This window comes from Tateyamaria sp. ANG-S1 (assembly GCF_000814025.1).
Lineage (GTDB): Bacteria > Pseudomonadota > Alphaproteobacteria > Rhodobacterales > Rhodobacteraceae > Tateyamaria.
The window spans coordinates 53,367-68,986 of record NZ_JWLL01000015.1; the positions used below are offsets into that span (position 1 = coordinate 53,367).

At 61.6% G+C, this 15,620-nt stretch carries 13 protein-coding genes; 10 read left to right on the forward strand and 3 right to left on the reverse strand.

The window, feature by feature from the left end:
- The first annotated feature begins 73 nt into the window (after positions 1-73).
- Complete coding sequence (locus tag RA29_RS19800; RefSeq protein WP_241462663.1) at positions 74-811, forward strand: GntR family transcriptional regulator; 738 nt, start codon at positions 74-76, stop codon at positions 809-811.
- Positions 812-822: 11 nt separating this feature from the next.
- Positions 823-1,938 carry a Gfo/Idh/MocA family oxidoreductase gene (locus RA29_RS19805; protein ID WP_039689373.1) on the forward strand — a complete coding sequence of 372 codons (1,116 nt, stop codon included), beginning with the start codon at positions 823-825 and terminating at the stop codon, positions 1,936-1,938.
- Positions 1,939-2,027: 89 nt separating this feature from the next.
- On the opposite strand, the gene RA29_RS19810 is transcribed toward RA29_RS19805, so the two are convergent.
- Together RA29_RS19810 and RA29_RS19815 are read right to left on the reverse strand one after the other, a co-directional pair.
- Positions 2,028-3,350, reverse strand: a complete 1,323-nt coding sequence (locus RA29_RS19810) for a GH1 family beta-glucosidase (protein ID WP_039689302.1) — start codon at positions 3,348-3,350, stop codon at positions 2,028-2,030.
- 2 nt (positions 3,351-3,352) lie between these two features.
- Complete coding sequence (locus tag RA29_RS19815) at positions 3,353-4,384, reverse strand: substrate-binding domain-containing protein (protein ID WP_039689304.1); 1,032 nt, start codon at positions 4,382-4,384, stop codon at positions 3,353-3,355.
- A gap of 256 nt (positions 4,385-4,640) precedes the next feature.
- On the opposite strand from RA29_RS19815, the gene RA29_RS19820 reads away from it, so the two are divergent.
- The 5 genes from RA29_RS19820 (at position 4,641) to ugpC (ending at position 11,312) form a co-directional block, all read left to right on the forward strand.
- Positions 4,641-5,993: an ABC transporter substrate-binding protein gene (locus RA29_RS19820; protein WP_039689307.1), complete on the forward strand. Its 1,353-nt coding sequence runs from the start codon at positions 4,641-4,643 to the stop codon at positions 5,991-5,993.
- 122 nt (positions 5,994-6,115) lie between these two features.
- Entirely contained in the window at positions 6,116-7,351 is a 1,236-nt protein-coding gene (locus RA29_RS19825; protein WP_039689309.1) for a sugar ABC transporter permease, read from the forward strand.
- Positions 7,351-8,505, forward strand: coding sequence for a carbohydrate ABC transporter permease (locus RA29_RS19830; protein ID WP_039689311.1), 1,155 nt, complete (start codon positions 7,351-7,353; stop codon positions 8,503-8,505). Before RA29_RS19825 ends, RA29_RS19830 begins: the two co-directional genes overlap by 1 nt.
- 11 nt (positions 8,506-8,516) lie before the next feature.
- Complete coding sequence (locus RA29_RS19835; RefSeq protein ID WP_039689313.1) at positions 8,517-10,172, forward strand: alpha-amylase family glycosyl hydrolase; 1,656 nt, start codon at positions 8,517-8,519, stop codon at positions 10,170-10,172.
- Positions 10,173-10,223: 51 nt separating this feature from the next.
- Positions 10,224-11,312, forward strand: coding sequence for a sn-glycerol-3-phosphate ABC transporter ATP-binding protein UgpC (gene ugpC / locus RA29_RS19840; RefSeq protein WP_039689315.1), 1,089 nt, complete (start codon positions 10,224-10,226; stop codon positions 11,310-11,312).
- Here ugpC and RA29_RS19845 read toward each other — a convergent pair.
- Positions 11,309-12,511, reverse strand: a complete 1,203-nt coding sequence (locus tag RA29_RS19845) for an ROK family transcriptional regulator (RefSeq protein WP_039689317.1) — start codon at positions 12,509-12,511, stop codon at positions 11,309-11,311. The genes ugpC and RA29_RS19845 overlap by 4 nt on opposite strands.
- A 145-nt stretch (positions 12,512-12,656) precedes the next feature.
- Here RA29_RS19845 and RA29_RS19850 point away from each other — a divergent pair, with 145 nt between their 5' ends.
- The 3 genes from RA29_RS19850 (at position 12,657) to RA29_RS19860 (ending at position 15,620) form a co-directional block, all read left to right on the forward strand.
- Positions 12,657-13,676: a sugar ABC transporter substrate-binding protein gene (locus RA29_RS19850; RefSeq protein WP_039689319.1), complete on the forward strand. Its 1,020-nt coding sequence runs from the start codon at positions 12,657-12,659 to the stop codon at positions 13,674-13,676.
- 109 nt (positions 13,677-13,785) lie between these two features.
- A complete protein-coding gene (locus tag RA29_RS19855; protein WP_039689321.1) occupies positions 13,786-14,853 on the forward strand; it encodes an ABC transporter permease in 1,068 nt (355 codons plus the stop codon).
- On the forward strand, positions 14,850-15,620 hold the full coding sequence (locus tag RA29_RS19860) for an ATP-binding cassette domain-containing protein (protein ID WP_039689323.1): 771 nt from the start codon (positions 14,850-14,852) through the stop codon (positions 15,618-15,620). Before RA29_RS19855 ends, RA29_RS19860 begins: the two co-directional genes overlap by 4 nt.

Here is a 15,620-nt window from a genome sequence, read left to right on the forward strand (position 1 = left end):
GCGCACTTTCCGTTTGGGTCAAGTTGGGACTTGCGTAACACTGTCATTGATGTAGATCAATGGTGTATCAATTTTGTTTTTCGACGCGCTCGCCCATCCTGTGACTGATCCACGCCCTTCCCCCCATGCGCTGCCGATTTATGTGCAGATCGCCGAACTTCTGACCCGCGATATCGTCGCCGGTCGGTTGATCGACGGGGAGCGCCTGCCGCCCGAGCGGGACATGGCGACCGAGTTGGGTGTGAGTGTCGGCACGCTGCGCAAGGCCCTGCGCGATATGGGCGAGAAGGGCTTGGTCGAGAGCGTTCAGGGGTCGGGCAACTACATCCGCGCGGGCGGGGACACGGGCACTGTATACGCGATGTTCCGGCTGGAACTGCTGGAGGGCGGCGGGCTGCCGCGCGCGCAGGTGTTGTCGGTGGACCTAATGGACAAGCCCGCCGACCTGCCCGCCTTTGGCACATCCGCACAAGCCACGCGCATCCGTCGTTTGCGGTCGCTCAATGAAACAATCATGGGCGTGGAAGAGATCTGGCTGGATGCGGATGCGGGAATCGTGTCGGAAGCGGCAATGTCCGAATCCCTTTACGCCACCTATCGCAAGGAATTGGGTCTGTGGATCCAGCGCGCCGAGGACCGGGTGTCGCTTGGCCTCGTCCCGGACTGGGCGCCCGAGGCATACGGCCCCTGCCCCGGCGAAACCGTCGGCTATATCGAGCGGCTGAGTTGGGCGGACGCAGCGGCACCCATTGAGTTTTCCCGCACATGGTACGACCCCGCACGGGCCGTTTATGTGCAACGACTGAAGTGAAGGAACGCAAGTTGGATCAGGTACGCTATGGCATCATCGGATGCGGCATGATGGGGCAGGAACATATGCGCAATATCGCGCTGTTGCCCGAGGCGAGCGTGGCCGCGTTCTTTGAACCCGATGACGGGATGGCGGCATTGGCTTCGGCTATTGAGCCTGCCGCTGTGCGAGTGGGGTCACTGGCTGAGCTGCTGGCGGTTGAGGAACTGGACTGCCTGCTGATCGTCAGCCCGAACTATTGCCATGTGGCGCAGATGGAGGAGATCGCCGCCACGCGCCCCTTGCCCCTGCTGGTGGAAAAGCCGCTGTTTACCGATCCCGACGACGCGGCGAAGCTGGCGGCGTTTCGCGACAGCTATCCCTGCCCGGTCTGGGTGGCGATGGAGTACCGCTATATGCCCGTCATTGCGCAGTTTCTTGAGAGAAGCGCTGAGGCAACCGGCGGCATCAAGCAATTGTCCGTGCGCGAGCACCGCTTTCCGTTCTTGGAGAAGGTGGGCGACTGGAACCGGTTCAACCGGTACACCGGCGGTACGTTTGTCGAAAAGTGCTGCCATTTCTTTGACCTGATGCGCTTGGCGATGGGGGCGGAGCCGGTGCGGGTGATGGCCTCGGCCACGCAGGCCGTGAACCATCTGGATGAGGATTATGGCGGCGAGGTGCCAGACATCATCGACAGCGGCTACGCGATTGTCGATTTCGACAACGGCACGCGGGCGATGCTGGAATTGTGCATGTTTGCCGAAGGCTCTGCCTATCAGGAGGAGCTGTCCGCTGTTGGGCCCACGGGTAAGATCGAAGCCTTTGTCCCCGGTCCGGGGCGGTTTTGGCCGGAGCATTTGGGGCCTGCCCCGGTGGCGAAGCTGGTGACGTCGCCGCGTCATCCGCAGGGGCCGGTGACGCATGACATTCCTGTGGACCCAACCCTGTTGGACGCGGGCGATCACAATGGATCGACCTTTTACCAGCATCAGAAATTCGCCGCCGTTGTGCGGGGGCAAGGCACGCCTGAGGTCACGTTGGCCGATGGATGGGCGGCTGTTGCGATGGGTATGGCTGCACAAGAAAGTGCGCAGACTGGTCGGGCCGTTGATCCTCGGCAATGGATGCCTGCTTCTTCCGGCTGAAATACCTTAGGGAGTTTGGGAGACAGCGTCCCTCATTCCATAAAGTGGATCGCGTGCGGCGAAGCCGCTCTTTTTTGGGAGCTGCCTATTCAACCTGCCAGCATCGCTTTGAACGCATGCCATGACGCTTTGGGCGTGCGTTCGAGACTGTCGAAATCGACATGGACCATGCCGAAGCGCTTTTCGTAGCCGAGCGCCCATTCGTAGTTGTCCATGAGCGACCACGCCATGTAGCCCTGCACCGGCACGCCCTTGGCGATGGCGTCTCGGACGGCTTGCAGGTGGCTTTGGAAATAGGCGATGCGTGCGTCGTCCTGTACGGAACCGTCTGTGACTGTATCGGCGTTGGCCATGCCGTTTTCTGTGACGAAAAGTGGGAGGTCTCCGGTGTAATCCTTCGCCGTTCTGACGAGGAAGTCGTGCAGGCCCTGAGGGTAGACCTCCCACCCCATTTGCGTTTTTTCGAGTGGCCCTTCGACCCCGTGGTGATGGGGCCATGGGCCATCGTTCGGGGCGATGATGGAGCGCGTGTAGTAGTTGATGCCGGCCCAGTCGAGCGGGGCCTTGATCGTTGCCATGTCGTCTTGCCAGCCGTCCGGCAGGTGGGGGCCGAGGTCGCGGACGAGGCGATCGGGATATGTACCCTTGAACGCGCCTGAGACGAAGAAGTGGTTGTAGTAATCGTCGTAGAGCGCTGCAGCTTCGGCAGCTTCGGGGCTGTCGTCGGCGGGGGTGGCCCATTCCATGTTGAAGACGGCGCCGAGGTTGCCGACGCCCATGCCGCGCATCCGTTCGATGGAGGTGCCGTGGGCCAAGAGCACGTGGTGCATGGCGCGGGCGGTGGCGCGGATGTCGCGCAGACCCGGGGCGTGGTGGCCGAGGAAGTGGGATAGGAAGGACACGCACCAGAATTCGTTGATTGTGGCAACCGAGTAGGTGCGATCACCGATGCGGGCCATGACGGCTTCGGTGAAATCGCCGAACCAGCCCGCAATGTCGCGGTTGCGCCAGCCGCCGAGGTCGGCGAGGGCTGAGGGCAGTTCCCAGTGGTAGAGGGTGGCACATGGTTTCAGCCCACGTTCGAGCATCGCGTCGACCAGCCGGTCGTAGAAATCGAGACCCTCGGGGTTCACCGTCCGCCCGTCCGGCATGACCCGCGCCCAGCTTGTGGAGAAGCGGTAGGCATCGAAGCCGCCGTCGCGCAGAAGGTCGAGATCGGCCTCGTATCGGTGGTAGTGGTCGCAGGCGCGTGCACCGTCTTCGGCGCGGACGACATTGCCGGGCGTGGCGGCGAAGTCGTCCCACATGGCGCGGCCTGCCCCGCCGAATTGGTGCCCTTCGATCTGGTAGGCAGAGGTTGCGGCCCCGAAGAGGAACCCTTCGGGAAAGTCGGTGCGTTTGTGTGTGAACATTGTCAGTCCTTGGATGGGGCCGGGCCGGTTGAGGTGCCTTCGACAAAGGCCGCCTCCCAGAGTTTCGTATCGTGTGGGGCGCGTGGGGCGCGGATGCGGTCGATCAGCATCTCGGCGAGCGTGGCCCCCGCCTCGCGCACCGAAGACTGCCAGGCGGTGAAGACGGGCCTGTCGCCACCGTTGGCAAAGTAGCTGAGGCAGTCGTCGAAGGTGACAATCGACACGTCCCTGCCCACGCGCAGGCCCCGTTCATCCAGAGCGCGCCGGATGCCTGCGGCGCAGATGATGGAGGCGACGAGGAACGCGGTGGGCGGGGTGTCCAGATCCAGCATCGTGTTGGCCTGGTTATAACCGTAAGCCTCTGTCATCTCGCCCGTGCTCATGAGCGCAGGATCGATTGTCAGGCCCGCAAAGCGCAGCGAGGATTCGTAGCCCGAGCGCCGCCGTATGGCGAAGTCCATCGTCTCCTGACCGTTGATCAGCGCGATGCGCTTGTGGCCGAGGCCGACGAGATGGGACGTCGCCTCGGAAAAGGCGCGGGTGTTGTTTACGTCGAGCCAGGAATAGGGCGTCGTGACGCCGGTTGAGCGGCCATGGACCACATAAGGCAGCCCGATCTTGTCAAGCAGCTCCATACGCGAATCGTTGCGGCGCGGGGCGTGGACCACAATGCCGTCGACGGCGCCGCGGGCCTTGAGGTTGCGGTAGGTGTCGGCCTCGTCCTGCGCGCCAACCCGCGTGACCATCATATCGTAGCCATGCGCGGAATAGGTTTCGCCCGCACCGGCCATGAAGTCGCCGAAGATCGGGTTCACCATTTCTGCCGAATCGCTGACGGAAATGACATGGCCGATGCACTTTGAATGCCCGGTGGCGAGGCCCTGCGCGCGCGTGTTGGGGCTGTAGGCGTGGGCCTCGGCCGCCTGGATCACCCGTGCGCGGGTTTTCTCCGACACCTCGGGGTAGCCGTTGAGCGCGCGGCTCACCGTGGTTTGACTGAGCCCCAGCAGCGATGACAGTTCTTTAAGATTCACAGGGCATTCCGTTGGGTATTCCGTTCCAAAGCGCTTTCAAGGCCACACGCTAACGGCTGGTTGCGCTAACGTCAAAACTTCTCATGCCTCCCGTTTGACGTGTTAAACTATTTTGCACGGACGACCCGAGACCGTTTGACAGGCGGTGAAAATTCGGCAACGTTCGCGACATTCCAAAGCGCTTTGACAAATGTGAAAGCGGGCATGAACTGGTCAATCAGCATGTTGGATTGAAATGAATGGGAGGACGACCAGAATGAACACCAAACTTCTGGCCAGCGCGGCTGCGTTGGCTATCACCGCAGGGACGGCACATGCCGAGTTGATCTTTGCTCCGGGCGAGGGCCCGTTCAGCTGGGACAGCTACACCGCATGGGCTGAAAGCGCCCCTGACCTAAGCGGTCAGACCATCACCGTGTTCGGCCCCTGGCTGACACCTGAAGATGGCTACCTGAACAATGCGCTGGCCTATTTCGAGGAAGCGACCGGTGCTGACGTTGTCTACACCGGCTCTGACAGCTTCGAACAGCAGATCGTGATCGATGCAGAGGCGGGTTCCGCCCCCAACATCGCCGTGTTCCCACAGCCTGGTCTGGCCGCCGTGATGGCAGGCAAGGGTCAGCTGCACCCCCTGCCCGACAGCATGGGTGACTGGGTCAAGGAAAACTATGCCGCCGGTCAGTCGTGGGTCGATCTGGGCACGTATGCGGATGCCGATGGCAACGACCAGGTGTTCGGCTTTTTCTACAACGTGAACGTCAAGTCGCTGGTCTGGTACAACCCCGAGAACTTCGAGGATGCCGGGTACGAAGTGCCTGAGACCATGGAAGAGCTGAAGGCGCTGACCGAGCAGATCGTGGCGGACGGTGAGACACCGTGGTGCATCGGTCTGGGATCAGGTGCGGCCACCGGCTGGCCCGCGACCGACTGGGTCGAGGACATGATGCTGCGGACGGTTGAGCCCGAAGTCTACGACCAGTGGACCACCAACGAGATCCCGTTTGATGACGAGCGTGTCGTGGCGGCCATCGAAGAGTTCGGCTGGTTTGCCCGTGACGACGCAAAGGTCGCCGGTGGTGCCGGTGCTGTCGCATCGACAGACTTCCGCGACTCGCCCAAGGGTCTCTTCTCCTCCCCGCCGCAGTGCTACATGCACCGCCAGGCGTCGTTCGTGCCTGCCTTCTTCCCGGAAGACGTAGAGTTCGGTGTCGACACCAACTTCTTCTACTTCCCCAGCTACGCCGAGAAGGATCTGGGCGACCCGGTTCTGGGTGGCGGTACGCTGATGGCGATCACCAATCCCTCCGACGGTGCGAATGCGCTGATGGAGTTCTTCCAGGAGCCGATCAGCCACGAGATCATGATGGCGCAGACCGGCTTCCTCACGCCGCATAACGGTGTGAACCTGGACGCCTACAAGGACGACACGCTGCGCGCGCTGGGTGAAGTTCTGCTGGGTGCGACCACCTTCCGTTTCGACGGCTCGGACCTGATGCCGGGTGGTGTTGGCGCCGGGACGTTCTGGACCGGTATGGTTGATTATGCCGGTGGCAAGGACGCTGCCACAGTGGCCAGCGAAATCCAGTCCAGCTGGGACGCGCTGAAGTAAGCCTACAACCACTCACAAGACAGATCAGCCCGTGCATCTGCGGGCTGATCACACACCGGCCATTTTGCCGGTCGCGCTGGACCCTGCGCATAAGCCGGGCCTCGCCATAGGGAGGAAGCCAGATGAACCCCGCACTCTTGGGATTGATAACCATCGCGCTTGGTGTTGGCGGGTGCGTTTTGTATTTCTGGGGATCGAACCAGATCCTCGACAAAGTGATCTTTCCGGCCAAGGGGCCGCAAGCGGGTCAGAACATCAACCGCGCCAACATGGTGCGTCCATGGCTCTTCCTGTTTCCTGCGATTTTCGCGCTGGGTCTGTACCTCGCCTACCCCGTGTTCGAGACGCTGCGCCTGTCGCTGACCGACCGTGACGCCGGTGGCGCTTTTGTCGGCCTTGCCAACTACAACCAGATGATGGCCGAACCCAAGTTCTGGGAAGCGCTGCGCAACAATATGTTGTGGCTGATCGTGGTGCCCGCCGCCTCGACCGCCTTTGGCTTGCTGGCCGCCCAACTGACCGACCGGATCAAGTGGGGCTCTGCCGCCAAGTCGCTCATCTTCATGCCAATGGCGATTTCATTCGTGGGTGCGGGTGTGATTTTCAAACTGGTGTATGAAGCACGCCCCGCGGATCAGGGGCAGATCGGTGTGCTGAACGCCGTGTGGCTGCAATTCGAGGGCGGCATCGGGTCGTTCCTGTTCCTACAGGCCTTGCCTGCGATTATGCTTTTGTCCTTTGCCGCGATTGTCGCCTATGTCGGCTGGATTTTCGTGCGCCCCATTGCCGAGAGCAAGGAGCGTGGCGGCGGCAAGGGCTATGTCCCGCTGCGCCTGTTTGTGGGTGCCGCAGCGCTTTACCTCGTCTACCTGTCGCTGTCGTCGCTGATCGGTCTGTTCACCTTCGACTTCCCCTACGGCCAGCCGCAAACATGGCTGACCATCCCCTTCTGGAACAGCTTCCTCTTGATGGTGGTGCTGATCTGGATCCAGACCGGTTTTGCCATGGTGATCCTGTCCGCCGCCCTGCGCGGCATCCCCGAAGAAACGGTCGAGGCCGCGATCATCGACGGCGCTAACCCGTTCCAGATCTTCTTCAAGATCAAGGTGCCGCAGATCATGGGCACCATCGTGGTCGTCTGGACCACCATCACCATCGTCGTGCTCAAGGTCTTTGACATCGTGTTTGCGATGACCAACGGCCAGTGGGAGACGCAGGTTCTGGCCAATTATATGTACGACAAGATGTTCCGCGCCAACGATTGGGGCGTTGGATCAGCCTCGGCCATCGTGATCATGCTGCTGGTGACGCCGATCCTTGTCTGGAACGTCTACAACGCCCGTAAGGAGATGAAGTAATGGACAACATCGCTGGTTCCAAATCGTCCCTGGGCTGGGCGGTTAACATCTCGGTCGTGCTGCTTGTCGCTCTGTGGGTGTTCCCGACCTTTGGGCTGCTTGTGTCGTCCTTCCGCACCGCCGACCAGATCGTTGGGTCGGGCTGGTGGGCGTCGATGTTCCCATCGGAGCAAACCGAACGCTTCCGCGCCTCGGCACCTGATGAAAACCGCGTCCAACGTGGCGATCTGTTCGTGGTCGAAGGCAACATCTTTGAAGAAAACGGCGGTGGCGGCGATATCCAAAGCTGGGGCACTTCGTCCCGTGCTGTGGATGCCTACCAACCCGGCGACGTGGCTGACCTGGGCGATGGTGAAACCTTCACTGTAGACGCCGACGGCAATTACGCCTGGTCCGGCAACGAAGAGCAGATCAGCGGGCGGGGCCAACGCGCCTTTGTCACCGCCGAGACGCCGCCCGAGTTCACGACAGAGAATTACGTGAACATCATGACCAGCGGGGACGCCAACGACAACATGGCCAAGGCGTTCTTTAACACGTTGACCGTGACCATCCCGGCCACGATCATTCCCATCGTCGTGGCTGCCTTCGCCGCCTATGCGCTGGCGTGGATGGACTTCCCGGGACGGGCGATCCTGATTGCCTGCGTTGTGGGCCTCTTGGTGGTGCCGCTGCAACTGGCGCTCATCCCGCTGCTCAAGCTGCATGTGGGGATCGGCATCGGCAAAGGATACCTCGGCGTCTGGCTCGCCCATACCGGCTTTGGCCTTCCGCTGGCGATATACCTCTTGCGAAATTACATGGTTGGCCTGCCCCGCGACATCATTGAAAACGCCAAGGTGGACGGCGCGACGGATTTCCAGATCTTCACCAAGATTATCCTCCCACTGTCGTTCCCCGCCTTGGCGTCCTTCGCGATCTTCCAGTTCCTGTGGACCTGGAACGACCTGCTGGTGGCCAAGGTGTTCCTGATTGACGCCACGGGGCAGACGACGGTGATGACCGACCAGATCGTGAACTTGCTTGGCACGCGCGGGGGAAATTGGGAAATCCTTGCCACGGCAGCCTTCGTGTCGATTGCAGTGCCGCTGTGCGTCTTCTTCGCAATGCAAAAATACCTGGTGCGCGGTTTGCTGGCCGGGTCGGTGAAATAGGACCTCCTTACATGAATAAACAGGCGGAATTCGACATGGCTCGGACTCTTGTGACGGACGAGGATTGGTGGCGTGGGGCGGTGATCTACCAGATCTACCCGCGCAGCTTTCAGGACAGCAACGGCGATGGCATCGGCGATCTGAACGGGATCACCAGCCGCCTGCCTTACGTGGCCTCCCTTGGCGTCGATGCGATCTGGATCTCGCCCTTCTTCACCTCGCCGATGAAAGATTTTGGCTATGACGTCAGCGACTATCGGGGCGTTGACCCGATGTTCGGCACGCTGGCGGATTTCGACGCGCTGGTCGAAACAGCCCACGCGCTTGGCCTGCGCGTGATGATCGACCTTGTGCTGAGCCACACCAGCGATGAACACCCCTGGTTCCTCGACTGCGCGCACAGCCGGGACAGCGAGAAGTGCGACTGGTATGTCTGGTCCGATCCCAAGCCCGACGGCACGCCGCCCAACAACTGGCTGTCGATCTTTGGCGGTTCCGCCTGGACATGGGAGCCGCGGCGCGAGCAGTATTATCTGCACAACTTCCTGAAAACGCAGCCCGACCTGAACTTCCACAACCCGGATGTGCAGGACGCGCTGCTGGACGTGACCCGGTTCTGGCTGGACCGTGGGGTGGATGGCTTCCGCCTCGACACCATCAACTTCTACTACGCCGACAAGCAGCTGCGCGACAATCCGGCCCTGCCGAAAGAGCAGCGCAACGCGACCATCGCGCCGTCGGTGAACCCCTATAACCATCAGGAACACGTCTATTCCAAGAACCAGCCGGAGAACCTGGCGTTCCTGGCCCGCTTCCGTGCGCTGCTCGATGAATACCCCGGTTCTGCCGCTGTGGGCGAAGTGGGTGACGCGCAACGTGGGCTTGAGATCATGGGCGAATACACTGCGGGCGATGAGCGTGTGCAGATGTGTTACGCTTTTGAATTCCTTGCCAAAGATCCGCTGACCGCAACCCGTGTGGTCGAGGTGCTGAACAAGGTAGACGAAGTCGCAAGCGACGGCTGGGCCTGCTGGGCGTTCTCCAACCACGACGTGATCCGCCATGCCAGCCGGTGGGAGCTGTCGGATGCCGCAATGCGCGCCTATGCGACGCTTATCCTGTGCCTGCGCGGCTCGGTCTGCCTGTATCAAGGCGAAGAGTTGGGGCTGCACGAGGCCGACGTCGCCTTCGAAGACCTGCAAGACCCCTATGGCATCGAGTTCTGGCCCGAGTTCAAGGGCCGGGACGGGTGCCGCACGCCCATGGTGTGGGAGCCATCCAACAGCCATGGCGGGTTCACCGCGGGCGATCCATGGCTGCCCGTCAGCCGCGATCACCTGCACAGCGCCGTCGCCTCGCAAGAGGATGACCCGGCTGCGCTTTTGCACCACTATCGCCGCGCCATTGCCCTGCGCAACACGCACAAGGCGCTGTCGAAGGGCAGCCATGACGGGGTGACGGCGATGGGCGACGTCGTCCACTTCACCCGCCATCACGACGACCAGACCGTGTTCTGCGCCATCAACCTGAGCGACGAGCCTGCCACGCTGGACCTGCCCGAAGGATCATGGGTGACCATCGGGTCGGAACTGGGCAGCACTGCGCCGGGCCCCGATGGGCACGTCCATCTGGGCGGCTGGCAGGTCGCCATAGCGCTGAAGACATAACCGAGGAAAACGGGGGGCGGGCCACCGCCTTCCCGAAGGGAGGGACCAAACATGGCCGATTTGAAACTGACCGAAGTCGAAAAGACATATGGCGGCACGGTCAACGTGCTCAACAACATCAACCTCGACATCCAGAAGGGCGAGTTGATCGTCTTTGTCGGCCCCTCGGGCTGCGGCAAGTCCACGCTGTTGCGCATGATTGCCGGGCTGGAAAAGATCACCGGCGGCACGCTTGAGATTGACGGCACGGTCGTGAACGACGTGCCCCCCGCCCAGCGCGGCATCGCCATGGTGTTCCAGTCTTACGCGCTCTACCCGCACATGACCGTGCGGGACAACATGACCTTTGCCCTGAAACTGGCGAAGAAATCTCAGTCAGAGATTGATGAGGCGGTGAACCGCGCTGCGCGAATCCTGCAGCTTGAACCCTATCTGGACCGCCTGCCCAAGGCACTGTCGGGTGGTCAGCGCCAGCGGGTCGCCATTGGCCGCTCCATCGTGCGCGATCCCAAGGTGTATCTCTTCGACGAACCACTCTCGAACCTCGACGCTGCCCTGCGGGTTGCGACTCGGATCGAGATCGCGCAGCTGAAGGAGTCGATGCCAGACAGCACGATGATCTACGTGACCCACGACCAGGTGGAAGCGATGACGCTCGCCAGCCGCATCGTGGTTCTCGCCAACAAGGGGATCGCGCAGGTCGGCTCACCGCTTGAGCTGTATGAACGCCCTGAAAACGAGTTCGTGGCTCAGTTTATCGGCTCCCCGTCTATGAACCTGCTGCCGGGCGAGATTGTGGAGACCGGCGCACAGACCAAGGTGAAGATGAAGGGCGGTTCGGTCATCGCATCCGCCGTTCCGACCCAAGACAGCGACAAGGGCCTGCAGGTCAATGTCGGCGTCCGGCCCGAAGACATGGTCGAAACCGATGGCGACGCCGTGTTCGAAGGGACCGTGGATTTCACCGAAGCCCTGGGCGAAGTGACCATCCTCTACTTCCATGCCGAAGAGGGCGAACAGCCCGTGCTGGCCAAGATGCCCGGCATCCACAAAGACCTGCGCGGCAAGTCGGTCAAGGTAACGGCAGCGCCCGAGAAGGTGCAAATCTTCTCGAACGGTCAGTCGCTCTACTACCGCTAAGCCTGCTCAAACATCGCGGCTGAGCGGTCGAGCAGGAACTGTCCAATAATCGGTCCTGTGGCAGCGCCTATGCCACGGGCATTTGCTCCGATCTGACCTTCGACCGTTTTGGGTCGGAACAATCCACGCATGTCCTTGGTTTCGAGCGCGGCGCCCGTCATCTCGACCAGCCGCGCCCGGATCGACGCTGGCATCGCCCCGTCGATCACGACAGCCTCCACATCAATCACCGCACAGCTTGCGACGCAGGCAATGGCCAGCGCATCCGCCGTTTGCTCAAGCCACGGCACAACGAAGCGCTCCAGATGTGACCAGTTCTGCGGCTGCTGCCACAGTTGACGCGGGTTCTCTCCTGCCTCGATCAGCCGCGCCTCAAGTGTCCAGATCGACGCCAGATCGATCAAGTGCCCCGGCTTGCCCTGCAAATCAGCCACCGGCATGGTTCCAAACGCGCCCGCATTCTTCTGGTTGCCTTCGAACACCGTGTGGTCCAGCACAACGCCGCCGCCGACAAAAGCACCGAGGAAGAAATACACATAGTCGCGATACTCCCGCCCAATCCCGAACACATGCTCGGCGCGGCAGGCAGCGGTTGCGTCATTAACCAAACGCACCGGCAGGTCCGTGATCTGGCCCACCTCGGCCACGAAATCCGCATCTTTCCATGCGGCAAACTCCTCCGGCGGTGCGTCCAGCAATTCATGCCAGCTCCACAGCTCGAAGGGGGCAGCAATGCCGACACCGCACAAACGCGCGCGCATAGGGTCGTCCATCTGATCCATCAGATCGGCAAACCCGTCGCGCAAAAACCCAAACACATTGCCCGGCAGCGGATAGTCATATGTATGCCGCAACTGGTGCCGCACCTGCCCCATCGCATCCAGCACCAACAGGTCCGCACTGCGCCGCCCGATCTTGAGCCCGACCGAGAATATGCCATCCGGGTTCAGAAGGTAGGGTACCGACGGCTTGCCAACCTTCCCCTTCACCGGCGCGCCCTTGATGAGCAGCCCGTCCTGTTCCAGCTTGCGCAGGATCACCGACGCCGTCTGCGGCGACAGCCCGGTCCGGCGCGCAAGGTCACTACCCGGCAGCCCGCCATTGCGCTGCAAGATCGACAGGATCAACCGCTCATTATAGGCGCGCACGCCCGTCTGGTTGATACCGCCGGACAAGGTGCGCACGTGGTCCAGTTCCATCAGACCATTCCTCCCTGTCATAACTTTGCGCGCGTCAATTAATAAATCAAGTTTACTTATTAATTGACAGGATCAAAGAATCGCGTTTCCCTTGGGGCAGTTCGGACCGCCTATTTTCGGGCCCGACACGTTCTGGGAGGACACCATGAAGAAACTACTGCTGGGCACGGCTTGTGCCCTGACCACCATGGCGGGCGCGGCTTTGGCCGACGGGCATGCAATTTCGGCGTGCCTGATCACCAAGACAGACACCAACCCGTTTTTCGTTAAGATGCGCGAGGGCGCCACAGCCAAGGCCGAAGAGCTGGGCATCAACCTCAGCTCCTTCGCGGGCAAGGTCGATGGCGACCATGAAACGCAAGTGCAGGCGATCGAGACCTGCATCGCCAACGGTGCCAAGGGCATCCTGCTCACCGCATCCGACACCGCCAGCATCGTGCCGGTGGTCCAGCAAGCGCGTGACGCCGGTCTGCTGGTCATCGCGCTCGACACGCCGCTTGAACCCATTGATGCCGCCGACATGACCTTTGCCACCGACAACTTCCTTGCCGGTGAATTGATTGGCGCATGGGCCGCAGCGACCCTTGGCGATGCGGCGGCTGATGCCAAGATCGGCATGCTCGACCTCGCCATCAGCCAACCCACCGTGGGCGTGCTGCGCGATCAGGGCTTCCTCACCGGTTTCGGCATCGACATCGGCGATCCGAACAAGTGGGGAGACGAGACCGACCCCCGCATCGTCGGCAATGACGTGACTGCCGGAAACGAGGAAGGCGGCCGCCGCGCGATGGAGAACCTGCTGGCCAAGGATCCGTTCATCAACGTGGTCTACACCATCAACGAACCCGCCGCCGCCGGTGCCTACGAGGCGCTCAAGGCCATTGGCCGCGAAAACGACGTGCTGATCGTGTCTGTCGATGGCGGCTGCCCCGGTGTGCAGAACGTGGCCGACGGTGTGATCGGTGCGACCTCGCAGCAATACCCGCTGCTGATGGCATCGCTGGGCATCGAAGCGATTGCCGCCTGGGCCAAGGACGGCACCAAGCCGGAAGCGACCGAAGGCAAAGCGTTCTTTGACACCGGAGTGGCGTTGGTGACAGACCAGCCTGCCGACGGGGTCGAGAGCATCTCGGTCGAAGAGGGCAAGAACCTTTGCTGGGGCTGATCCGCTGACGCTGATCAGACGGCTGGGGCCAAGCACCCCTGCCGACAAGTGAACATGATCGGGGCAGGCCACACGCCTGCCCCTTTCCCCACCTCAAGGATGGGACGCCATGACCCAATCGGACAACTACGAATCTGCAGCCTCGTCCGCTGACGCCACTGTGGCCGAGTTCGAAGATCACCGCCGCGGCATCGTCGGGCAGATCCAGCACACGTTGCACCAGACCCCATCGCTGGTGCCGTTGATCGTGCTGATCTTCTCCATCGCACTGTTTGGCCTGTTGCTGGGGCAACGCTTTTTCTCACCCTTCGCCCTGACGCTGATCCTGCAACAGGTACAGATCGTCGGCGTGCTCGCCGCCGCGCAAACGCTCATTATCCTGACAGCAGGCATCGACCTGAGCGTAGGAGCAATCGCGGTCCTCTGCACAGTCGTCATGGGCAAGGCATCGTTCCAATACGGGATTCCCCCCGCCGTCTCTGTCGCTATCGGCCTGACGGTTGGCACGGCCCTTGGTGCCATCAGCGGCTGGCTCGTCAGCCGCATGAAGCTACCGCCCTTCATCGTGACCTTGGGGATGTGGCAGATCGTTCTGGCGGCGAACTATCTCTACTCCGCCAATGAAACGATCCGGTCGCAAGACATCGAGGCCGAAGCCAGTTTCCTACAGTTCCTTGGCACCAAGTTCACTATCGGCGGTGCAGTCTTTACCCTCGGCGTGCTGGGCATGATCGCGCTGTTCATCATCCTCGCCTATGCACTGCGATCTACGGCATGGGGCAGGCACGTCTACGCCGTCGGTGACGACCCCGAGGCCGCCGAACTGTCCGGCGTGAACGTCCACAAGACATACATGTCCGTTTACATGGTCGCCGGGTTCATATGCGCCTTGGCAGGCTGGGTAATGATCGGCAGGTTCGGATCGATTTCGCCCTCGGCCACCACAGGCGTCATCGGCAACATCCAGTCCATCACCGCGGTGGTGATCGGGGGCATCTCGCTCTTCGGCGGACGTGGAAGCATCGCGGGCGCACTCTTCGGTGCCCTCATCGTGGGGGTGTTCGAACTCGGACTACGCATGGCCGGGGCCGACCCGCAATGGACCTTTATGCTGATCGGGATGCTCATCATCGCGGCGGTCGCCGTGGACCAGTGGATACGGAAGGTTGCCGCATGACCGAACCCATTCTCAAAGCCCGCAACCTTGTGAAACGCTATGGCAAGGTCACGGCCCTCGACCACGCCGACTTCGACTTGATGCCGGGCGAAATCCTGGCAGTGATCGGGGACAATGGAGCGGGCAAGTCGTCGATGATCAAAGCAATCTCGGGCGCTGTGGTGCCGGAAGAGGGGCAGGTTTGGCTTGAAGGGCGAGAGGTCAAGTTCCGCTCCCCCATCGAGGCCCGCGAAGAAGGGATCGAAACGGTCTACCAACAGCTCGCCATGTCCCCGGCCCTGTCCATCGCCGACAACATGTTCATGGGGCGCGAGCTGCGCAAACCGGGGATCATGGGCACTGTCTTTCGCCAACTCGACAAGCCCGCAATGCAGAAGTTCGCGCGCGAAAAGCTGAGCGAGCTGGGCCTCGCCACGATCCAGAACATCAACCAGGCGGTCGAATCGCTCTCTGGTGGTCAGCGACAAGGCGTCGCCGTGGCCCGTGCGGCGGCCTTCGGGTCCAAGGTGGTGATCCTGGACGAACCCACCGCCGCGCTCGGGGTCAAGGAAAGCCGAAAGGTCCTCGAACTGATCCAGGATGTGAAGTCACGCGGCATCCCGATCATCCTGATCAGCCACAACATGCCACATGTCTTCGAGGTCGCCGACCACATCCACGTGCACCGCTTGGGCAAACGGCTTTGCGTGATCGACCCGAAGGATCACTCGATGTCAGATGCGGTCGCCTACATGACAGGGGCCGCCGTGCCGGAGATGGCTGCGTAA